The organism is Lactobacillus taiwanensis DSM 21401, assembly GCF_001436695.1.
GTDB lineage: Bacteria > Bacillota > Bacilli > Lactobacillales > Lactobacillaceae > Lactobacillus > Lactobacillus taiwanensis.
In genome coordinates this window covers 1-22,303 of the sequence record NZ_AYZG01000001.1, presented here as the reverse complement: position 1 = coordinate 22,303, position 22,303 = coordinate 1, and the positions used below count along the sequence as shown (strand labels likewise).

The following is a 22,303-nucleotide window of genomic DNA, read 5'->3' as shown; positions in this document are numbered from 1 at the left end:
TAAGGATAAAAATGATTAATTTAATTCTTTTAGGTTTGCCTGGTGCGGGCAAAGGAACAGCTTCTGAAAGCATTGTGGATAAGTATCATTTAGCTCATATTTCTACTGGCGATATGTTTAGAGAGGCTATGGCTAATGAAACTCCAGTTGGTTTAGAAGCTAAAAGTTATATTGACAAAGGTAATTTAGTTCCAGATGAAGTTACAGCTAAGTTAGTTGAAGAACGTCTTAAGCAACCTGATACTAAGAACGGTTTTATTTTAGATGGATTTCCAAGAACCACTGTTCAAGCTGAACTTCTTGAAGATATAACTAAGCGGTTAGATAAACCGTTAACTAATGTAATTGCAATTGATGTTGATGAAGATGTTTTAATAAAACGTTTATCAGCACGCTACATTTGTAAAAATTGTGGTGCAACTTATAACAAAATTTCAAATCCAACTAAGGTAGAAGGTACTTGTGATCGTTGCGGTGGACATGAATTTTTCCAACGCGAGGATGACAAGCCAGAAGTTGTTAAAAATCGCTTAGAAGTTAACAAGAAGATGAATACTCCACTTCGTGATTTTTATGAAGAAAAGGGAATTCTTTCAACTGTTAACGGTGAACAAACTCCGGAAAAAGTATTTGAAGACATTGACAAAATTTTAAGTAAAGATTAGTCAGTTATTGTTTTTTTTACGTTCCGTGTTATAATGCCTAAGTGTGACTTATTTGTTCATGTGGAGGAACAATTTTGGCAAAAGAAGATGTCATCGAAGTTGAAGGTAAGGTAGTTGATACCTTGCCTAATGCTATGTTTAAAGTTGAATTAGAAAATGGTGCAACTATTTTAGCTCATGTATCTGGTAAAATTAGAATGCACTACATTAGAATTTTACCTGGTGATAGAGTAACAGTTGAATTATCACCATATGATTTAACTAAGGGTAGGATTACGTATCGTTTTATTAAGTAATTACGGAGGCAAACATGAAAGTTAGACCATCTGTTAAACCAATGTGTGAACATTGCAAGATTATCAAAAGACATGGTCGTGTTATGGTGATTTGCTCTGCAAACCCTAAGCACAAACAACGTCAAGGTTAATAGTTATATATTTTTATTAGGAGGTGCAATTTAATGGCACGTATTGCTGGTGTTGACTTACCCAGAAATAAAAGAGTTGTAGTCGCATTAACTTATATCTATGGTATTGGTGAACCAACTGCAAAAAAGATTTGTAAAGATGCTGGTATTTCTGAAGATGTTCGTACTAATGACTTGACTCCAGAAGATCAAGAAAAATTACGTAGCGAAGTAGATAAATACCGTGTTGAAGGTGATCTTCGTCGTGAAGTTAGTCTTAACATTAAGCGTTTAGTTGAAATCGGTTCATACCGTGGTATTCGTCACCGTCGTGGCTTGCCTGTTCGTGGTCAAAATACCAAGAACAATGCTCGTACTCGTAAGGGTTCAAAGAGAAAATAATTTATTAAATAGGAGGTTAAGTTAATGGCTGCAAAGAAAACAGCACGTAAACGCCGTGTAAAGAAGCATGTTGAAAGCGGCGTTGCTCATATTCATTCTACGTTTAACAATACCTTGGTCATGATTACTGATGTACAAGGTAACGCAGTCGCATGGTCTTCCGCTGGTGCTTTAGGTTTCAAGGGTAGTCGTAAGTCTACACCATTTGCTGCTCAAATGGCTGCAGAAGCAGCTGCAAAATCTGCAATGGATCAAGGCATGAAGCATGTTGAAGTTTCAGTTAAGGGACCTGGTGCAGGTCGTGAAGCTGCTATTAGAGCACTTCAAGCTGCAGGTCTTGAAATTACTGCAATTCGCGACGTTACTCCAGTGCCGCACAACGGTTCCAGACCACCAAAACGTCGTCGTGTCTAGTTTATTCCTGCGTGCAGGACATTACGTTTTGAAAGGGGCCCAGTAATGATTGAATTTGAAAAACCAAATATTACCGTAGTAGACCAAGAGGAGGCATACGGTAAGTTTGTTGTCGAACCACTGGAACGCGGTTTCGGGACTACTTTAGGTAACTCACTCCGTCGAGTTTTACTTACTTCTATTCCAGGGACGGCACTTTCTTACATTCAGATTGATGGAGTATTGCATGAATTTTCAACAATTCCTGGCGTAAGAGAAGACGTCACGAAAATTATTCTTAATTTGAAGAAACTAGAATTAAAGTCACTCTCAGATGAAGAAAAAATTGCTGAAATCGATGTAACTGGTCCAGCAATCGTAACTGCTGCCGATTTAAAGGTCGACTCTGATATTGAGGTCTTAAATCCAGATCAATATATTTGTAGTATTGCTGATGGTGGCCATTTGCATATGAACGTTGCGATCAAATCTGGTCGTGGTTATGTTCCCGCAAGTGAAAACAAGACAGATGACATGCCTATTGGTGTCATCCCCGTTGATTCACTCTTTTCACCAATCAAAAAAGTTAACTACCAAGTTGAAAGTGCTCGTGTTGGTAAAAGAGACGATTATGACAAATTAACTTTAGAAATTTGGACTGATGGTTCAATCACACCTAATGATGCCCTTAGTTTCGCTGCGAAGATTCTTGTAGAACACTTCAAAGTATTTATGTCTACTGATATGGATGCGCAGTTTGATGATGTAATGGTAGAAAAAGAGGACGATAAGAACGAGAAGAAGCTTGAGATGACGATCGAAGAGCTTGATCTATCTGTTCGTTCCTATAACTGCTTGAAACGTGCAGGAATTAATACTGTTCAAGAATTAACTGATAAATCTGAAGCAGATATGATGCGTGTACGTAACTTAGGACGTAAGTCATTAGAAGAAGTAAAGAATAAACTTGCCGACCTTGGTCTATCACTTCGTCAAGATGACTAAGTTGGAATAATAAGGAGGGAAAACTCATGGCATACCGTAAATTAGGTCGCGATAGTGCACACAGAAAAGCAATGCTTAGAGAAATGACTACCCAATTGATCATGAACGAACGCATTGTTACTACTGAAACCCGTGCTAAAGAAATCCGTAAAACTACCGAAAAAATGATTACTTTAGGTAAACGCGGTGATTTAAGTGCTAGAAGAAAGGCTGCTGCTTTTGTTCGTAATGAAATCGCTGATATTCACGAAGAAAAAGATGCAGTTGTTGTAAAATCAGCACTTCAAAAACTTTTCAGTGATATTGCACCTCGTTACAAAGATCGTAATGGTGGATACACTAGAATGTATAAGTTAGCTAACCCACGTAAGGGTGATGCTGCTCCAATGGTAATCATTGAATTAGTTTAATAACGTTAATTTAATATTATTTTATAAATCTTTCACAAAAGCGAGAATAAGCGTGATGATGGTGGCTTTTGCCTAGTCTAGCTTAGATGTTAAATCATCCCTCTTTGTGGATGATTTTTTTTTGCTCTTTTTTTATAATTGATACAATGGCATATACAGAAAAAGAGTAGTGATATTTATGAAAGATAATATAGTAACGGTTCAGCATCTTTCCTTTACTTATAAGGACACAAAACATCCAGCTGTAAACGACGTTAGCTTTAATATTCCAAAAGGTTCATGGACAACCTTAGTTGGTCATAATGGTAGTGGGAAGTCGACAATTGCTCGTCTGTTAGACGGAATCCTTTTACCTGATGAAAACTCTGAAACTTTAATCCAAATTGATGGAATTACTCTTAATGAAAAGACGATGTGGGATATTAGAGATAAGGTAGGTATTGTATTTCAAAATCCTGATAATCAATTCGTGGGAGCAACTGTTGAAGATGATGTAGCATTTGGCTTAGAAAATAGACAAGTTCCAAGATTAAAAATGCAAACCATTGTTCATGATGTAATTAATCAGGTAGGAATGTTAAAATTTCAAAAAAGTGAGCCACAATATTTATCTGGTGGTCAAAAACAAAGAGTAGCTATTGCAGGAATTTTAGCAATTGGTCCGAAATTAATTATTTTAGATGAGTCAACTAGTATGCTGGATCCAGCAGGGAAAGATAAGATTCTAGCCCTCATTAAAAAAGTACAAAAAGAAAATGGGTTGACTATATTTTCGATTACGCATGATATTAATGAGGCGTCTCAAGCAGATCAAATACTTGTTTTAAACCAGGGAACCCTTCTTGCTAGTGGCTCACCAATAGAGATTTTTAAAGATGAATCTTTAATTAAAAGTGCTGGTTTAGAACTACCATTATTTTATAAGGTTAAAAACAAACTTATAAAGCGGGGAATATCTGTTCCTCAAGAAATTGATAATGAAAAAAAGTTGGTGAACTATTTGTGTCAATTAAATTTAAAAATGTAGATTACGTCTATGCTCCCGGAACCCCTTTTCAAACTCAGGGATTAAGTAACATATCTTTTGAAATAAAAGATGGATCTTTTGTAGCAATTGCGGGTCATACTGGTAGTGGCAAATCGACATTGATGCAGCATTTTGATGGATTATTACTGCCGAGTAAGGGGAGTATTACTATTGCTAATCAAACTATTACTGTTGATACACCAAATAAAGTATTAAAAGAAATAAGAAAAAAAGTTGGTTTGGTTTTTCAGTTTCCAGAAAATCAGCTTTTTGAAGAAACTGTTCTTAAAGATGTAATGTTTGGATCGCTTAATTTTGGCTTTTCAGAAGAAAAAGCTAAAGAGCAAGCTATACGCTGGATTGAAAAAGTAGGTCTCCCAGAGGAAACTATGAGTAAATCTCCGTTTGAACTTTCTGGAGGACAAATGCGACGAGTAGCGATTGCTGGAGTAATGGCTTATGAACCAGATATCTTATGTCTAGACGAACCAGCTGCTGGATTAGATCCAGAAGGCCAAAAGCAGATATTTGACATCTTTAAAAATTATCAAAAACTGGGACATACAGTGATTCTAATTTCTCATAATATGGACGATATAAGTAAATATGCGGATGACATGTTGGTCCTAGAACAAGGGCACATGATTAAACATGCTAGTCCAAAAGAAGTTTTTTCAGATGCCGATTGGGTAAAAAAGCATTATTTAGATGAACCCGCCCCGAGTAAGTTAGCTCGTAGTTTGCAAAAAGTTGGTTTTCATTTTTCATCGATGCCACTTACTGTTGAATCGCTAGTAGAAGAGATTTCAAAAGAGTTAAGAGCGAAGGGAGGAAATTAATGAGCAAAATAATTATTGGACGTTATATTCCGGGTGATTCAATTATTTATAAAATGGATCCAAGGGGAAAGATAATTGCTACATTTTTATTCATTGTCATTATTTTCTTGGCTAATAATTGGTTATCTTACTTGTTCTTATCTATTTTTACTCTACTTGCAGTTTGGGCTACGAAGTTAAAACCAAAAGTTTTTTGGGATGGTGTCAAACCTTTAATTTGGTTGATTCTTTTTACATCAGTTTTACAATTGTTTTTTACTACTGGTGGAAAAATATATTGGCACTGGGGAATTTTGAATATTAGTGAATATGGTATTCAAAATTCTATTTTTATTTTCATTCGTTTTGTAATGATTATTTTAATTTCTACTGTTCTTACTTTAACTACAACGTCTTTGGAGATTGCCGATGGAATGGAATGGATTTTAAAGCCATTAGGTTACTTAAAAGTGCCAGTTGCTCAGATTGCTCTTGTAATGTCCATTGCTCTTAGATTTGTACCCATATTATTAGATCAAGCTGTTAGAATTATGAATGCGCAGAGAGCGCGAGGAGCTGATTTTAACAGTGGAGGATTAATTAAAAGAATTCATTCAATTATTCCAATTTTAATTCCATTATTCATTGGTTCTTTAACAATCGCAATTGATTTGGCAACCGCAATGGAAGCAAGAGGCTACCGAGAAGGGGCAAAAAGGACACGTTATCGCGTTTTAAAGTGGTCAAAGTATGATTGGATTAACTTGGGCTATTTCACGCTCTTAACACTAATTTTATTGCTTACAAGGACATATTAAACAATGACGACAAGATATAAATTAACAATGGCATACGATGGGCATCTTTTTCATGGTTTTCAAATTCAGCCAAATGAACGAACAGTGCAGGGAGTAATAGAAGAAGCACTGAAAAAGATGACTAAGGGAAAAAGAGTAGTTGTACATGGTTCTGGACGAACAGACGCTGGAGTTCATGCAAAAGGACAAGTAATACATTTTGACTATCCTGGGAAAAAGATCCCTGCTAAGAATATGATGCTAGCTTTAAATGCACTCATGCCGATTGATACAGTGTTTTTTGATAGTGAAATTGTAGATTCCAATTTTCATGTGCAATATTCAACTAAAGGAAAATGGTATCGCTATATTGTAGATCAACATCGTTTTACTGATCCTTTTAATCGTTTTTATACGGGACATTATCCATATCCTTTAAACATTCAACTAATGCAAAAAGCTGCTAAAGACTTGATCGGGGAACATGATTTTACTAGTTTTGCAGCAAGTGGTGGACAAATTGTTGATAAAGTTCGAACAATTTATTACGTAAATATCACTTCTGATCCAGATAATAAAAAAATTATTTTTGACTTTATTGGAAATGGCTTTTTATATAATATGGTGAGGATCTTAGTTGGTACGTTATTGGAAATTGGCAATAAGAAACGGCCAGTAGATGATATACCACGAGTTTTGGCGGCCAAAGATCGTCAAGAAGTTAGAACAACGGCACCTGCAAGTGGTTTATATTTACAGCATGTTTTTTATGAAGATGTTCCTAAAAAATATCGATTAGACCTTAAAAAAGATTGACTTTTTGGACAAAACGACGTAAATTAGTATACGTATGTTTGTCCACGATAGGCCCCGGAAACTTATTGTTTGTCAAACAGAAGAAAAACGGAGGAATTTAAAGTGCGTACTACCCCATTAGCTAAAACTAGTGATATTAAACGTAAGTGGTATGTTATCGATGCGACTGATGTTTCACTTGGTCGTTTATCAACTGCTGTAGCATCAATTTTAAGAGGTAAGAATAAGCCTCAATATACACCAAATGTTGATACTGGTGATTATGTTATTGTTGTTAACGCAGGTAAATTGAAGTTGACTGGTAAAAAAGCAACTGATAAGATCTACTACCACCACTCAGATTACCGTGGCGGTTTAAGAGCTACTCCTGCCGGTGAATTATTAGCTAAGAACCCAGTAAGATTAGTTGAATTATCTGTAAAAGGCATGTTGCCAAAGAATACTCTTGGTCACCAAGAATTCATGAAGATGCATGTTTACGCTGGTGAAGACCACGAACACGCAGCACAAAAGCCTGAAAAGTTAGACATCAACGAATTAATCTAGGAGGTTTTAAATAATGGCACAACAAGCAGCTTACGCTGGAACTGGTCGTCGTAAAGATTCTGTTGCCCGCGTACGTTTAGTACCAGGCAATGGTCAAATTACCATTAACAAAGAAGACGTAACTAAGTACATTCCATACCCTAACTTGGTTCAAGATATGAAGCAACCATTAGCATTAACTGAAACTGAAGGTCAATACAACATTGAAGTTAATGTTAACGGTGGTGGTTTCTCAGGACAAGCTGGTGCAATTCGTTTAGGTATTGCACGTGCACTTCTTGAAGTTGACCCAGATTTCCGTGGTCCACTTAAGAAGGCTGGCATGTTAACTCGTGACCCAAGAATGAAGGAAAGAAAGAAGCCAGGTTTGAAGAAAGCCCGCAAAGCTTCACAATTCTCAAAGCGTTAATATTTACTATCAGAAATGTTGTTATATCAACGTTTTCGAGACTTCAAATGGTCACCTATGGTCACAATACTATAGGGAAGCCAATAGATTTAAGGCATTCGCATCTTGCGAGTGCTTTTTTTCTGGCATTAATTCTAAATAATATTTTTCAGTAGTTAAGATTGAATCATGTCCTAATCTTCTGCTAACATAGGATAAAGGAATATTATTACTGAATAAAAAAGAAGCGTGGGTATCTCTTAAACCATGAAATGTGGTTGAGGGGATACCTATTTTTTTGAGTAATTTTTTAAGTAGCTCAGATTGCTTGAAACTAAACCAATCAAATAGGTAGCCCGAATCTTTACTTGGTATTGTTTTTAATAGGTCATAAACATCTTTTGGAATAGTTACACTACGTCTAGAATGTTTAGTTTTTAATTTAGTGTCGTCAGTAGTCGGACTTATTGACCTTCTTACTTCAACGCAGTAATATTGGCCATCATAATGCACATCTTCTGGTTTGATACCCAAAATTTCACCACGTCGTAAACCAGTACTAATTTCAAGTAAAACCATTAGGTTAAATTCATCGTCTGTATGTTCAAGTAAATAATGTTTTAACTTAGTTAAATCAGACATTGATAAAGCTTTATTACGTTTAGGTAATTCCTTACCATGAGCTTTAAGCAGACTAGCAAAGTCATTATAAATGTATCCTTTTGCGTAAGCATAACGAAGAGCTGTCCTAATTTTCTTTAATAATTCAACTACAGTCTTTTTAGAATGTGTTTCTCCATACTTATCTAAAATTTTTTGCATTTGTACATCATCTAGTTTTCCTAGTTTGGCAGTAGGAAAGAGATTATTAATTACTAATCCAGCTTTTACATAATTATTGAATGTAGCTTTTCTAACATCATTAATTTTGATGGTATGCACATATAAGTAATAAAAATCCTTAAAAAGTGTATTTTGATGAGCAATAGCTTTACCTTTTGCTTTTTCAAGTTCTAGAGTAGTACCCCAAACTTTAGCTTCATTTTCTGTTTTAAATGTTTTGGTTAAATAATCACGCTTTCCATGTTGATAAATTGTTACTCTAGCTCTGTAGGAAGAGCCACGTTCTTCAATAGTTGCCATATATTTAAATCGTCCTTTCAAAAATAAAAGGTCGATCATCTTACTAGATTTAATGTAGCAGATGGTCGACCTTCAATCAAATTTTCTTTAAAGTTGTTTCTTTTTGTTTTATGAAGTCTTCAATACTTTCGATAGTAAAACGCTCGCTATGGTCACTTAGTGGAAATCTTTTAAAGTCAGGATTAGCACGAAAAACTTTATCAAAAGTTTTCGGATCGATACCGATGTACTTTGAAGCTTCTTCACGAGTAAGTAATTTAGCCATAAAGTTTCTCCTAAAATTATCTAAGAAACAAAAGTGGAATTAAATATATTACCAGTTGCTAATCATTATTTTTCTCACTATCAGTATGACTGGTATTTTTTTGCTTTTTTATTTTCCAAATTGCTTCGGCTATCTGGTCCTCTTTTATTAGATCAGCTTTCATCTCATCGTAATTATCTTCTGTTAAATGTAGCGTAATGATTCTCCTATTTAATTGTTCAAATGAATCTATTAAACCATTTACTATGTTTGCTCCTTGGTAAAAGGCTATAGGACTATATGGAGTAGTGATATAAACTGCACGTGCATTGAGATATTTGTCATGATACCTTGCAGGTGCCATCTTATCTATTTCCCAAGGATCAAGTAGAGTCAGCAATTGACCGTATTCATAGTCACGGGGACGTAAATCATTGATGACTATAAATTCTTCTCCACGGTATTCCTGAAAGTGGTCACGTTGTGAACCGAGAATTACAAAATTATTTGGATGAAGTTGCTCAAGAATTTCACGAACCATTTTTGTTTTACCAATCCCTGATTCTCCATAAATCCAATAAGTTGTGCATTTTTGTCCTTTAAAGTCTTGGAGAAATTGTTGATGCTTTTTATAGGCTAAGATGTCCTCAATATGATCTAATAAAGTTTTGTGTTTTGCCATTTCAAGAACTCCAATTTTTTCTTGAAGTTCAGTTTTTGTCAAAATTTCGTTAGAATAATCGTCTATTAAGTCGTCTATATCTTTCTTAGATGGTTTAGCAACTTTTTTCCTAATCTGTTTGATTCTCGTTTCAAAATCAAAGGATGATATAACTTCAGTAGGACTATAGTGGTGCTTATCTTTGGCATTCCTAGTTTCATGAATTAGGTAACTATATGCATTACCAATCGTGTTTCTCCAAACTTCAATATATTCTTGTTTGTCATTGAATAATTTAGCAATACGAGAAATTGTTTTTGCATCCTTAAACTTCAGAACTACATGAAAATGAGGTCTGATAGTTTTTCCATCTTTGTCAATATCTTTATTATGAAGTATGTAGGCCCATTCTTCGGCAGAGGATTTTTCTAATATTGTCTTTAAATCTTCTTTTTTAAATGGTAAATGGTTAAGATCCTGAGTGTACATGAATTGTCTGGCTCTAATTGCCTTTTTCACATTTTGTTTTCCCCTTCCTTTACACGTTTTACACAATTAGTTGTCGGGGCTGATAACAAGCTCTCAGCCCCAGTATGATAGGGATACATTGCATTTTTACACGGGATACTTGAATAAAAGTGCGAGTGCCTACGCTTCCGCGTTTTCCCTTGACAGGGCACGCGGGCTACGGCACTCGCACTATTTTATTTTCTTCCTGATCGGATATAGTAATGTCCCTGTCTTTCTAAATTTGAAAATGAATATTCCTTCTGACTACTATCAATTGCTTCCCACAGTTTTTGCATCCTATCTTCAAGTAGTTTAGATGCTGTTAGATTATTGGGAATGCGCAAACAAATATACAATTTATTTTCTTTATATTCTGCATAAGTGTATTTTAAGCAGGAATTATAAATATTATTGACATTATTTATTTTGGTCTGTCCTGTGTAATTATTAGTCTCTGCAGGAATGACTAGCATTTGACGAATATTCTTTGTTAAAATCAAAGATTTTATATAAGAAATAAATTCTTTAGTTATAATTTGGTAAAAAATAAATACCATGCTTATTACTAATAACAGAAAGGTAGCTATTACGAGATGTTGCAGAATAAGACCTTTTAACTTATAAATAAACCAATTGATTATAATCAGTAAACTTGTACTGAATACTAATACTAGTGGTAAATAAAATTTTATTGGTGCTGGTTTATATGTATTGGATATCGGGCTCATAGTATACCTTCTTTCAAACTGTATGTAGGCGTTAATAATGGCAACACCTGAAAAGGATGTTCATTATCTGTGATTTGAAAGAGACCTGTACCTTTTCCTGTAGGGATAAGAATACCGTCTGGATCAATATCAAATAGAAATTGAGTTGTTTTCTTGTTGATATTACCAAGTTGCAAGCAAACGTTGGCCTGTTCTCTTACGGCAATGGGTAACGCATCATTTGAAAAGCGCTGACTTACTAAAAGTAGATGAACTCGTGTAGCTCTACCAAGTAAAGAAATTTGAGACAGTAAGGAGAAAAAGCTATCTTTTATTTTCTTTGGTAGGCCGTCAGTTAAAGCCAATACCTCATCTATACATATAGTTATATGTTTAAATTCATGATGAGGGTCTTGGTACAAGATCCTTTGGCGTTGATAAATAATTTTAACTAATTTTGAGAGTATATCGCTACACCGACTCACAAAATCACTATTAGACATCTCCTCAGTTGGAAATATCGTTCTACTATCTAAACCGTATATGTGTGACCACCGAGCTGGCACATCACACTTAGGATCAATGATATACAGATCGGATATATTTTTTAGATGAAGAATTGTCAAAAAGTAAGTTAAGGCATAAGATTTACCAGCTCCTGAATTTCCTGCTATCAAAATTGAAGTTGCTTTATCATAATTAATAGAAACATTTTGCATGATATCTATATATTTATTAGTATTAGAGTTAAGGTATGATTTCATATCGGTTATTTGAAGCCTTCTGCTTACATTTGTCCATGGATAGTAGAAGGCTCTTTTGCTGCCAAAATCATATTCATCTGTTTCTACTAAATACATCGTAGATTGCTTTAATAAAGATTTGTAGGGATAAAGAGAAGCATTCGCTATTTTATAAATACGTTGATATAAATCAGTATCTAAAATATAGCTAGCTGGTAATCTTGGAATAAACAAAAAACCATTTTTCAATATTTTCACCTTAAAGCTATTTGTATAGCTAGTTTCTCCTGCCAGATCCAATGACATGTTAAGGCATTGAGTCAAATAGCGAGGGATATCTTCTATATCTCTTATCATTTTTGTACCTCAATTCCTTTTGCTCGAAAGTATACGTTATTACCAACTTCACACGCTTCTAGGGTCTGAAATTTAACTTTAGTGAACTTAGGAGGAAGTGAAATTCTATCTGTGAATTTCACTTTAAAAGGTTCAGTATTCTCCCCAATAAACCAAGCTTGATAGCCGATGATTTCATCTGTAGGCTTTTGATCTACCCATTTTACTTGGGCAATGAGTTCATTTGATAAAGAATAGATTGATTCATGAGAATCAATGTATAATTTAGCTGTAGGTTCTGAATAACCTGAATTACGTTTAATTTTCATTGTTGAAAACTTCTTTCTAGTATTTTTTTAAGATCAGCTCATCTTCACTATCTACTTTAATTTGAAAGAGGTTCTTTTACACGTACATCTTTATAATCACAACTTTTGACGGAGGAGGTTTATTAATATGCCTAAACCTAAGTATCCAATACCAAATAATAATTTTCCAAGATTTATAAATGAATATCTTCGAGGTCATTCAGATTCACAAAATGATATGGCGCGTAAAATGAATCAAATGATTCCTAAAGAATTTGCGATACCAATTGATACTTCAGAAATGAAGAGTGGTAATTCAAATATTTTTAGTTGGAGAAGGGGAAATCGACCCAAAGAGCCAATAATTAGAGAAGCTTTATGCAAAATTTGTGTAATTGATTATATTGAAAGCCTTTTTCTTATACCTGCTAATGCTACTGAATATTTAATGAAAGTTTACAATTATATTGCTGATTTCATTAAAACATTCGATATTGGTGATAAAAATATTTCACTAAATATGTATAATATTGGTTTTGTAATATCCAGTAATAATAGGTCAAAAAATTACCTAAATTTAGATTATTTAATATCTTTAATAATTCGTACCGAAGAGGATAGAAAAGATATTTTTAATAAAATTACACTAAACAGATTAATAGAAGGAAAGATTGATGAAAGTCATAGTTATGAGATACTAACCAGACCACAACCTCCATACACGTTTTTTGAATATTCTGATACCAATCTTCATATGACGAATGAAAAAAATAATTTATATTTATTTCCACCAAATTTTATGTTCGATTTACTAAGTAAAAGCTTTGAAAATTTAAGACCTGACTTGGAATTTTTGTTGAATGAAGATAGGTCGAAAGTTAACAATTACAATTATAATTATTTTAGAATGTATCTTTTTAATGACACTACAGATGAAAATATATTATGCTTTAATACAGCAATAAATTTGTTGATTGAGTGGGTAGGAAAATTGGATGAATTTTATTTAAATGAATTGGCGAAATTGGGAATTAGTGAGGATGAAACTTTTTATAAAAGTTCATCTAAAGTAATGCTGGAAAATAACGATTTATTTGGAAAAAGAAAATAGAATTTAAAAAAGAAAGTTTCAGTATGGATGTAACAACTCAAAAAAGAAATGCAAAACAATTTATACAAGATTGGAAAGATCGTGGAAGAGAAAAACAAGACAGTCAATCATTTTGGCTGTCTTTGTTGCGTGAAGTTTTAGGTGTTGAAAATCCAGAAAACTTCATTAAGTTTGAAGAAAAAGTAAAATTATCACACGATAGTTTTATTGATGGCTACATTGAGCAAACACATGTGATGATTGAACAAAAAGGAAGTAATAAGGATTTAGATAAGGCAATTAAACAATCAGATGGAAGGTTATTAACACCCTTTCAACAGGCTCAAAGATATTCTGCTGCATTACCATATTCACGCCGACCACGTTGGATTGTTACTTGTAACTTTAGAGAATTTCGTATCTATGATATGGAACATCCTAATTCAGAACCGGTGAAGATTGAATTAAAAGACCTTGAAACTAGCTATTATCAACTTGAATTCTTAGTAGATAAGAGTAATGAACATCTAGAAAAAGAAAAACAGGTTTCCTTAAGTGCGGGTGAACTAGTTGGTCAAATTTATGATGAACTTTTAGATCAATACAAAAATCCAGATAGTGAACATTCTCAAAAGAGTATTAACCAACTTTGTGTAAGGATCGTATTTTGTTTGTATGCTGAAGATGCTGGCATTTTCGGTAAAAAGAATATGTTTCATGATTATCTTGAAGAATTTGATGCCAGACATATGCGTAAAGCTTTGATTAACCTTTTCAAAGTACTGGATACAAAAATTAAAGATCGTGATCCATATCTTGAAGATGATGAACCTAAATTAGCCCAATTTCCATATGTTAATGGTGGGATGTTTTCAGATGAAAATATTGAGATTCCGCCATTTACTGATGAATTGAGAGATTTATTACTTAGCAAAGCAAGTGATGAATTTGATTGGTCTGAAATTAGTCCTACTATCTTTGGTGCAGTATTTGAATCAACATTGAACCCAGATACTAGACGTCAAGGAGGGATGCATTATACTTCTATAGAAAATATTCATAAGGTAATTGATCCATTATTCTTAGATGAATTGAAGGATGAATTGAATGAAATAAAGAAGGTCAAGCAACCGGCAAAATTAAAGAAGAAGGCTAGTGCATTTCAAGATAAATTAGCTAATCTAACATTCTTTGATCCTGCTTGTGGCTCGGGCAATTTCTTAACTGAAACATATTTACAATTGAGGCGATTGGAAAATGATGCTATTAAGCTAATTTATCCTAATCCTTCTCTTGATGTTGGACAGGCTCAAGATATTATTAAGGTATCTATTCAACAATTTTATGGGATTGAAATTAATGACTTTGCTGTATCTGTTGCAAAGACTGCTTTATGGATTGCCGAAAGTCAGATGCTAGAAGAAACTAAAGATATTTTCTATGCCGATTGGGATTTCTTACCATTAAAGACATATACAAATATTCATGAAGGTAATGCACTAAGAATATATTGGAACGATGTTCTTCCAAACTATGCTTGTCACTACGTTATGGGGAATCCTCCTTTTATAGGAACAAAATATGAATCCGAAGATCAAAAAGAAGATATTTCACATTTATCTAAAAAGTTAAAGGGGATAGATTATGTATCTGGCTGGTATTATAAAGCAATGATGTATATGAAAGATGCAAAAATAGAAACTAGCTTTGTATCTACAAATTCAATAACACAAGGCCAACAGGTACCAATACTTTGGAGTATTATGTTGAAAAATAAAATAAATATTAATTATGCTTATAGATCATTTGTATGGAATAGTGAGGCCAAGACTCAAGCTCATGTGCATTGTGTAATTATAGGCTTTTCATATCTTAAACGGTCTACAAAGTTGATATTTGATGGACAATTAGTCAATAAGGTAGATAATATTAGTCCATACTTAATATCTGCGCCAAATATAATTGTTACTTCTAGAAGTAGGCCTATAAAAGCTGACAGAAAAATTATACGAAAAGGGAGTCAACCTACAGATGGCGGGAATCTTATATTAAATGATATAGAAAAAAGTGAACTAATTACTCAAGAACCTATTACAGAAGCTTACATAAAAAGATATATGGGTGCTAGTGATCTAATAAATAATAGATATAGATATTGTTTATGGTTAAAAGATTGTCGCCCAGCCGAATTAAAAAAGATGCCATTAGTATTGGAACGTTTAAAGAGGGTACAAGCTAGTCGATTAGCAAGCAAAAAGAAAAGTACACAAAGTTGGTCTGATATGCCGGCTTTATTTACTGAAGATAGACAACCAAATGTAGATTATTTAATGATTCCTGTTGTATCGTCACAGCAGAGAAAATATATTCCAATGGCTTTTGTCAGTAAAGATGTTATTGCAAATACTAATTCACAAATTTTACCGGATGCTAGTTTATATGACTTTGGAATATTAGAATCTAATATGCATATGGCATGGATGAGAACGGTGGCTGGAAGAATGAAAAGTGATTATGCTTATTCTGCAAGAATTGTTTATAATAATTTTCCATGGCCTTCTCCAACGGAAAAGCAAAAAGAAAAAATTGAAAAAACAGCTCAAGCTATCTTAGATGCACGTGCATTATATCCAGATAGTTCTCTAGCAGATCTCTATGATCCGTTAACTATGCCAAGAGAATTGCTTAAGGCGCATCAAGATAATGATCGTGCAGTGATGGAAGCCTATGGGTTACCTGTTAAGGGAACTACAGAAAGTGATGCTGTTGCTCACTTGTTTAAGATGTATGAAAAATTGATAGCTGAGGAAAAGTGATGACAGATTTTGAAAAAAAGATCAATAGTCTTATAAAAGTAGATGAAGATGTATACCATGATTTTAAGCTAGAATGGTATGACAAACATCACCGAGATGAAATGATAAAAGATATCTTTGCTTTTGTTAATACAACCCATCATGAGGATTGTTATCTGATAATTGGAGTTAGAGATTCTGATCTTAAAGTTGTAGGTGTAGATGGTGATAAAAATAGACTCACTACCGATAAATTAACTCAATATATAAATGATTTACCAATTGCTAATCACTCTGTTCCTAATACTAAGGTTAAAAGTTTAAAAATAGATAATCATGAAATAGATGTAATTATTGTTAAGAATAGTGATGATGTTCCTGTGTTTTTAAATGAGGAGTATCATCCAAAACAATGTAAGAATGTTATTAGACCAGGTCAAATTTTTTGTAGGTTAAATAATATTGAAACGCCTATTAATGGAACTGCAACAGATTTTCAAGTTGAAAGGCTTTGGAAGAAAAGACTTCATTTAGATTTACCTCCGAGAGAAATATATAAGGCTAGATTACGTGAAATAGATAACTGGGAATACTTTGAAACTGATAAAGTTGGTTTTAGATATATATTTGACCCTGATTACTGCATGTATCTAGAGAACAATGATGAGGGACGTAATATTGTAGAATCATATTCTCTCAATCAGACAAGAATTACGATTAATTGGGATACTTTAAAACTCATGTATCACGGACAGATATTGGAAGAAATTATGGTTGTTTGGCTTGATGGAATAAGATTTTTAACAGTGGCGCCCAATATAGGTTCTTTGAATCCTTTGAGTGACAAGCCATTATATTTTCAGTACTTATTGACGGACTCATTAGATTTTGAAATAGAACAATTTTTCTTAAATAATAGAGAAAGAGGTATTAGTCCTGATGCTTTTCAGAAAGATACTTTATTAAAAAATATAGTAATTTTTAAAGACGAAATTCAGAAGGAACAAATATGTAAGTTGCTTGAAGAAGATCTTGATACCGTTAGAAGTTTTGTGAGACCTTCATCAGACCAATTAAAATACGCAAAAGCTAAACTCGAGGCAGAATTGAATAGGGCACAGCTACCGCAGTTTATTAATGCGGTTGAGCAAATGTGTACAGAACAAAATACTGCAGATTATATAAAAAGGTTTATTCAATCAAAAGTTAGTAAAGAAAGATAAAAATGGTGTTAGACAAGAAAATAGAGGACAAAAATTTCATTGATAGAACTGGCAATAACTCGCAAGTACGAGGTGTTAAATAATTGAATTTTAGGCAAGCGTTTGAACTTATTGATCAATTACTTTATAGAAAGAATTATATTGTAAACCTATTTCTTAATTGTTTTATATCAAAAAAACTCCATCCAACTAAGGATGAAGTTAAGTAAGATAATCGACCTAAATTGGTTACAATTGGTCACAATGCTTTCCAAGTTAAAGAATTTTATTCCGTTTTCTTCCATTATATGGTGAATTAATTCAAAAATAGTATGGAATCGAATGGATATTAATTATTGAAAATGGATAATTGTTCCAGTTTTGCTAGCTACAAGTTCTCAAAGCGTTAATATTTATATATTACGTTTATACGAAAAGACATCTCGCAAGAGGTGTCTTTTTGCTTTCTAATGAATATTTGAACTATAAAATAAAAAATATAAATATTATAGTAGTTTTAATAAATAGTCAAAAAAATATAGACAAAGAAAAAATTAAGCCTTATTGTTTAATTTTAGAGCTAATTAATATAGTTTGATTTGGAGATTTAATAATGGTTAAAGTCATTAAAATCAAGTATGGCAACACGAAGTGTTATCTGATTCAGGGTACAAAGAAAACAATTTTAATCGATACGGATTGGGTGGGTACATTATCTAGATTTTTTAAGAAATTAGGTGAATATGACTTAAAACTTCAAAACATTGATTATTTGTTTATAACACACTATCATCCTGATCATATGAGATTAGCACAAGTTCTTGCTGATTATGGTATTAAATTAGTTGTGTTAGACTCTCAGCTAAAATATATTCATCAGTCAGATTATATTTTTGAAAGACAAAGAAATAGTGAATTTGAGCCCATAAAAGATAAACAAGTGTTAGTATTACCTATTACTAAAAGTAGAAAATTTTTAAAGAAATGTGGTATAGATGGGGAAATATTAGGTACGCCTGGTCATAGTAATTGTTCAGTTTCTTATATTTTAGATAATGGTGAAGCTTTTGTTGGTGACTTATATCCTATTGAACAGGTAGCCTTATACGATAATCCTGTTTTAACAAAAAGCTGGGAAAAATTGAAATATGCAAATGTAAAAAAGTTCATTTTGCTCATTATGCAGATGAAATTATTTCTGATTGGTCACAAATAAAAAGAGTATAGACTAAATAAAAATAATATTATATGATAAAAAACAAATATTAAGATTAAAACGAGGAAAGCTATATGAATAACCTTGATGCTTTAAGAAACGATTGCATTATTAAACAAAAGCGCGGGCTACACTTTATTTTCACTTCAGTAATAATTTGGATAGGGATTTTGCTAGTTAATCTTTCTTCAATGCCTCTTCTTACTAAGAATTTATTTACATTTATGTGCACAGCATTGTTATTACCAATTGCATTTTTGATGTCTAAATTATTAAAAATTGATTTTCAGAATAAGGATAATCCCTTAACTGTTTTAGGAGTTTTACTCTCATCAAATCAAATTTTATATTTGTTGATTGCCATGTGGATTTATTCAGCAATTCCAAACAAGATGGTAATGGTTATTGCTATTATTTTTGGAGCGCACCTATTACCTTATAGTTGGCTATACAAATCAAAATCATATTTAATATTTTCGATAGTTATTTCATTTTTAGCTTTATTTATTGGACTAACGTCTTCTTTGGTAGTTTTGGCTAGTCTGATGATAATAATCGAGTTAGTATTCGGATTTACTTTAGTTTTGGAAAATAAACGAGAAATAGAGGATTCGTTAAACGATTAAAAGTAAGAGTATAAAAAGTACCAAGATTTAAAAGAAAATTTATATGCTGCATATTTTGTGGGCTTCGTATTTCTTTGTGGTGCACTCTTGCGTAATAAAATTGAGTGGAATTGGCTAAGATCGATTTTTGAATTTGGATTTTTATTTGAAGTAGTATCATTGCGCTATAAATTTTGGAAATGAAGAGAAAAGACTTAGTTGATAAAAAGTAACTTTAGATATTTAAACCCATCTTAAGAATTTGTGAGAGCTTTGAACTATAATAATGTAGAAAGTTAATTTTAAGAAAGGTTCTATATTATTTATATGAAATATTTAATTACTGGAGCGACAGGTAATTTAGGCGAAAAGATAACCCGTTGGCTTCGAAATATGACGCCTGAAAATAATATTCGAGTTGGAATTCATAATTTAAAAAAGTCAAATAAGTTTGACGATTTAGATGTTGAAAAAGTAAAGCTGGACTATTTTGATTTAGATACCCTTCAAAAGGCCGTTTCTGGTATTGACTTGGTGATTTATATTCCAAGCATTACTTATAACTTGCAGAAAAGAATTACAGAATTTGAAAATGTTTTACAAGTTGTAAAAGAAGCTAAATCTAAATTGATTTTTGTAAGTTTTTTCGCAGATCAAGAGAATAATCCATTTGTGATGTCCCCATTTTATGCATATGTACCAAGAAGACTTGCTAGCTCAGGAATTGAATATAGCATTGTAAAAAATAGTCTTTATGCCGATCCATTAGTTCCGGACTTAGATGAGTTGATTCAACGTAAGAATATTATTTATCCGGTTGGAGCTAAGCCATTATCATTTATAACTCGTAATGATAGTGCACATGCAATTGCTTGTTTAGCTATGCAACCAGTGATGAGAGATCAGGGACAAACATATCTTTTAAGTATGGATAAAAATTATAATATGGTTGAGCTATCTTATATTATGTCTCGAATTACAGATCATCAAATCGGTTATGCACCAGTGACAACCGATGAATTTGCTAAAATTTATGCTGATGAAGGTGATGGAGTAGAACTTGCTTCAATGTATGCAGGTGGTGCTAAAGGCTTGCTGAGTGCGACGTCTGATGATTTTCATAGGCTAACTGGAAGAGAACCAGAAGAGATGGAACACTTTTTAAGAAATGGTTATCAAATTGCGCGATTATAGTTCCTAATGGTTTAATTTAAAATAAAATATGTTATACTAAATATAGTAAGTGCTTAGAGAAAAATTAATTGTAATTATAAGTGTAGACGCAATGCTGAGAAAAGACCGTAAGTTTGCTATTAGCTACACGTACTTTTAATTTAGGTATGAATTAAAAGTTATCTTATTATTTTAACTGTTATATACGAAAAAAGAGATCAGACATTAAAATCTGATCTCTTTTTCGATAAAAATAATTAGAGACTTTGATCAATATTCTTAGCTAAGTAATCGTAAAGCATAGCTTTTTCTAATTCTTTAGTATCATAGCCTAAGGTACGAGCAATAGTGTAGGCGTAGGCCCAAGCAGTAGCAGGTCCGCGGCTAGTAATGATTTTGTGTTCTTTATCCACAACAGTAATATCAGTGCTGAAGTGGCCATTTGGACATTCTTCTTCGATTTGTTTTTCAAAACCTGGATAACAAGTGTAGTTAGCTCCTTCAAGTAAGCCATAGTGTCCTAAAGCAATTGGAGCAGCACACATTGCAGCATCCCATTTACCATTTTTATTTCTTTGAATCATTAAGTCAGCGAGCTTTTTGTTATTTCTCAAGTTCAAAGCGCCAGTTCTTCCGCCAGGGAAGGCAACTAAGTCATAATCAAGAAGTGAATCATCCACAACTTTATCACAAGTAAGTAAAATATGGTGGTCACCATTAATTTCTTTTTTATCTAAACCGACCATATCACAATCAATATTTAATCGACGTAATACGTCAACAACGCTAAGGCCTTCAACTTCTTCACAGCCATCTGCGAAGACAACAGCTACTTTTGTCATTTAAAAGTCCTCCTTTTTTATTAAGTACTATACATTTTTTATTTTAACGCATTAAAATAATATTTTTTAATTTGAAGATTAAAAAAGAATCAAGAAAATGCGTATATAAATATAGAGGAAAAATTAGCGAAAGATATTGTATTAGGAAAAATTGTGAAACACTAAATATAGTAGTGTTTTTTAAAATACTTGAATTAACGCAGTATTCTGTTAACATTGAGATAATTGAGACAGAATTTGTGAAACAATTTAAGAAAAGAGGGTAAAAAGATGGCTACTGAAGTTTATTTAGTAAGACATGGGGAAACGATGTTCAATCAATTGAATAAGGTTCAAGGTTGGGCAGATTCACCATTAACTGTAAAAGGAATTAATGATTTAAAAGTAACTGCATCGAATCTATCTCAGGTTCACTTTGATAAAATGTATAGTTCTGATTTGAAGAGAGCCATTGATACAGTTCACTTAATTGCGAATGCAAATGAGGTTTCAGAAATAGGAAAGATTAAGAAGTTCCCAGCATTTCGTGAAGTATTTTTCGGTACTTTTGAGGGTGACGATATTGATGAAACTTGGAAAAAGGTTGCCAAGGCCGGCGGAATGGAGCCTACAAGTGATGTGGTAAAAATTATTCAGACTTTAGGAATTCATGATTTTCGTGAAGCTACTAAAAAAGCTGACCCACGTCATTTAGCAGAAGATGCAGAAGCTTTAGATAATCGAATGAATCAGGCAATTAGTCAATTAGCTGAAGAAACTAAGGGGGTCGGAAGAGTCTTAATAGTTTCTCATGGTGACTTTATTAAAACTTTAGGAATTAAGTATTGGGATCAAACTAGTCATGATCATGATATTCCATTTCCAGATAACGGAAGTGTTACGCGAGGAATTATTGATGATAATGGAAAATTTAGAATAATTAATTACGGTGTTAAAAATACTGATATACCAAATTTATAAGATGCAGCTATCAAGTTGCATCTTTTTTAATATAAATTTGGGCTGTTTGTCAAATCCTGTTGATGAATAGTTTTGAAAAAGAATCAAGCAACTAA

General features: G+C 33.0%; 27 protein-coding genes. 20 read left to right on the top strand and 7 right to left on the bottom strand.

Translation table 11 applies throughout. From position 1 onward, the window contains the following. The first annotated feature begins 11 nt into the window (after positions 1 to 11). The 13 genes from FD18_RS00130 (at position 12) to rpsI (ending at position 7,694) form a co-directional block, all read left to right on the top strand. Positions 12 to 665: an adenylate kinase gene (locus tag FD18_RS00130; protein ID WP_057717981.1), complete on the top strand. Its 654-nt coding sequence runs from the start codon at positions 12 to 14 to the stop codon at positions 663 to 665. Positions 666 to 739: 74 nt separating this feature from the next. Beyond that, on the top strand, positions 740 to 961 hold the full coding sequence (gene infA / locus FD18_RS00125; protein ID WP_003647816.1) for a translation initiation factor IF-1: 222 nt from the start codon (positions 740 to 742) through the stop codon (positions 959 to 961). 14 nt (positions 962 to 975) lie between these two features. Further along, positions 976 to 1,092 (top strand): 50S ribosomal protein L36, encoded by a 117-nt coding sequence (rpmJ, locus tag FD18_RS09210; RefSeq protein WP_003647815.1) that lies wholly within the window; start codon positions 976 to 978, stop codon positions 1,090 to 1,092. Between the two features lie 33 nt (positions 1,093 to 1,125). Further along, positions 1,126 to 1,473 carry a 30S ribosomal protein S13 gene (gene rpsM, locus FD18_RS00120; RefSeq protein ID WP_057717980.1) on the top strand — a complete coding sequence of 116 codons (348 nt, stop codon included), beginning with the start codon at positions 1,126 to 1,128 and terminating at the stop codon, positions 1,471 to 1,473. A 24-nt stretch (positions 1,474 to 1,497) separates the two neighbouring features. Then, complete coding sequence (gene rpsK, locus FD18_RS00115; protein WP_003647813.1) at positions 1,498 to 1,887, top strand: 30S ribosomal protein S11; 390 nt, start codon at positions 1,498 to 1,500, stop codon at positions 1,885 to 1,887. Between the two features lie 45 nt (positions 1,888 to 1,932). Next, positions 1,933 to 2,871, top strand: coding sequence for a DNA-directed RNA polymerase subunit alpha (locus tag FD18_RS00110; RefSeq protein WP_057717979.1), 939 nt, complete (start codon positions 1,933 to 1,935; stop codon positions 2,869 to 2,871). Between the two features lie 26 nt (positions 2,872 to 2,897). Beyond that, complete coding sequence (gene rplQ / locus FD18_RS00105) at positions 2,898 to 3,281, top strand: 50S ribosomal protein L17 (protein WP_003649454.1); 384 nt, start codon at positions 2,898 to 2,900, stop codon at positions 3,279 to 3,281. 178 nt (positions 3,282 to 3,459) lie between these two features. Further along, positions 3,460 to 4,308 (top strand): energy-coupling factor transporter ATPase, encoded by an 849-nt coding sequence (locus FD18_RS00100; protein ID WP_057717978.1) that lies wholly within the window; start codon positions 3,460 to 3,462, stop codon positions 4,306 to 4,308. After that, positions 4,284 to 5,147 (top strand): energy-coupling factor transporter ATPase, encoded by an 864-nt coding sequence (locus tag FD18_RS00095; protein WP_057717977.1) that lies wholly within the window; start codon positions 4,284 to 4,286, stop codon positions 5,145 to 5,147. The genes FD18_RS00100 and FD18_RS00095 overlap by 25 nt, the downstream gene beginning before the upstream one ends. Further along, entirely contained in the window at positions 5,147 to 5,944 is a 798-nt protein-coding gene (locus FD18_RS00090) for an energy-coupling factor transporter transmembrane component T family protein (RefSeq protein ID WP_057717976.1), read from the top strand. Before FD18_RS00095 ends, FD18_RS00090 begins: the two co-directional genes overlap by 1 nt. Before the next feature lie 3 nt (positions 5,945 to 5,947). Then, complete coding sequence (gene truA / locus FD18_RS00085) at positions 5,948 to 6,739, top strand: tRNA pseudouridine(38-40) synthase TruA (protein WP_057717975.1); 792 nt, start codon at positions 5,948 to 5,950, stop codon at positions 6,737 to 6,739. Positions 6,740 to 6,841: 102 nt separating this feature from the next. Beyond that, positions 6,842 to 7,285, top strand: coding sequence for a 50S ribosomal protein L13 (gene rplM / locus FD18_RS00080; RefSeq protein WP_003647806.1), 444 nt, complete (start codon positions 6,842 to 6,844; stop codon positions 7,283 to 7,285). 13 nt (positions 7,286 to 7,298) lie between these two features. Beyond that, on the top strand, positions 7,299 to 7,694 hold the full coding sequence (rpsI, locus tag FD18_RS00075; protein WP_057717974.1) for a 30S ribosomal protein S9: 396 nt from the start codon (positions 7,299 to 7,301) through the stop codon (positions 7,692 to 7,694). A 69-nt stretch (positions 7,695 to 7,763) separates the two neighbouring features. Here the strand turns inward: rpsI and FD18_RS00070 are convergent, their stop codons facing one another. From FD18_RS00070 to FD18_RS00045, 6 genes are all read right to left on the bottom strand, one after another. After that, entirely contained in the window at positions 7,764 to 8,816 is a 1,053-nt protein-coding gene (locus tag FD18_RS00070) for a site-specific integrase (protein WP_057717973.1), read from the bottom strand. A gap of 76 nt (positions 8,817 to 8,892) precedes the next feature. Further along, entirely contained in the window at positions 8,893 to 9,081 is a 189-nt protein-coding gene (locus FD18_RS00065) for a hypothetical protein (protein WP_057717972.1), read from the bottom strand. Positions 9,082 to 9,139: 58 nt separating this feature from the next. Then, entirely contained in the window at positions 9,140 to 10,240 is a 1,101-nt protein-coding gene (locus FD18_RS00060) for a Rep family protein (RefSeq protein ID WP_083486730.1), read from the bottom strand. A 185-nt stretch (positions 10,241 to 10,425) separates the two neighbouring features. Continuing rightward, a complete protein-coding gene (locus tag FD18_RS00055) occupies positions 10,426 to 10,788 on the bottom strand; it encodes a hypothetical protein (RefSeq protein ID WP_157053590.1) in 363 nt (120 codons plus the stop codon). A 167-nt stretch (positions 10,789 to 10,955) separates the two neighbouring features. Next, complete coding sequence (locus FD18_RS00050; RefSeq protein ID WP_057717970.1) at positions 10,956 to 12,038, bottom strand: ATP-binding protein; 1,083 nt, start codon at positions 12,036 to 12,038, stop codon at positions 10,956 to 10,958. Further along, positions 12,035 to 12,346, bottom strand: coding sequence for a hypothetical protein (locus FD18_RS00045; protein ID WP_057717969.1), 312 nt, complete (start codon positions 12,344 to 12,346; stop codon positions 12,035 to 12,037). The genes FD18_RS00050 and FD18_RS00045 overlap by 4 nt, the downstream gene beginning before the upstream one ends. A gap of 127 nt (positions 12,347 to 12,473) precedes the next feature. On the opposite strand from FD18_RS00045, the gene FD18_RS00040 reads away from it, so the two are divergent. From FD18_RS00040 to FD18_RS00015, 6 genes are all read left to right on the top strand, one after another. After that, positions 12,474 to 13,436, top strand: coding sequence for a hypothetical protein (locus FD18_RS00040; RefSeq protein WP_057717968.1), 963 nt, complete (start codon positions 12,474 to 12,476; stop codon positions 13,434 to 13,436). 23 nt (positions 13,437 to 13,459) lie between these two features. Further along, positions 13,460 to 16,231, top strand: coding sequence for a DNA methyltransferase (locus FD18_RS00035; RefSeq protein ID WP_057717967.1), 2,772 nt, complete (start codon positions 13,460 to 13,462; stop codon positions 16,229 to 16,231). Beyond that, the gene (locus tag FD18_RS00030) at positions 16,231 to 17,433 is read left to right on the top strand and encodes an AlbA family DNA-binding domain-containing protein (protein ID WP_012845659.1); all 1,203 of its coding nucleotides are present in this window, start codon (positions 16,231 to 16,233) and stop codon (positions 17,431 to 17,433) included. Before FD18_RS00035 ends, FD18_RS00030 begins: the two co-directional genes overlap by 1 nt. 592 nt (positions 17,434 to 18,025) lie before the next feature. Beyond that, positions 18,026 to 18,628 carry an MBL fold metallo-hydrolase gene (locus FD18_RS00025; RefSeq protein ID WP_235499833.1) on the top strand — a complete coding sequence of 201 codons (603 nt, stop codon included), beginning with the start codon at positions 18,026 to 18,028 and terminating at the stop codon, positions 18,626 to 18,628. Between the two features lie 74 nt (positions 18,629 to 18,702). After that, entirely contained in the window at positions 18,703 to 19,254 is a 552-nt protein-coding gene (locus tag FD18_RS00020; protein ID WP_057717966.1) for a DUF7010 family protein, read from the top strand. A 306-nt stretch (positions 19,255 to 19,560) separates the two neighbouring features. Beyond that, the gene (locus FD18_RS00015) at positions 19,561 to 20,427 is read left to right on the top strand and encodes an NmrA family NAD(P)-binding protein (RefSeq protein WP_057717965.1); all 867 of its coding nucleotides are present in this window, start codon (positions 19,561 to 19,563) and stop codon (positions 20,425 to 20,427) included. Positions 20,428 to 20,663: 236 nt separating this feature from the next. On the opposite strand, the gene FD18_RS00010 is transcribed toward FD18_RS00015, so the two are convergent. Further along, on the bottom strand, positions 20,664 to 21,248 hold the full coding sequence (locus tag FD18_RS00010) for a DJ-1 family glyoxalase III (protein ID WP_057717964.1): 585 nt from the start codon (positions 21,246 to 21,248) through the stop codon (positions 20,664 to 20,666). Positions 21,249 to 21,518: 270 nt separating this feature from the next. Between FD18_RS00010 and FD18_RS00005 the strand changes: the two genes are divergently transcribed. Further along, positions 21,519 to 22,208, top strand: coding sequence for a histidine phosphatase family protein (locus tag FD18_RS00005; RefSeq protein WP_057717963.1), 690 nt, complete (start codon positions 21,519 to 21,521; stop codon positions 22,206 to 22,208). Positions 22,209 to 22,303 lie beyond the last annotated feature (95 nt).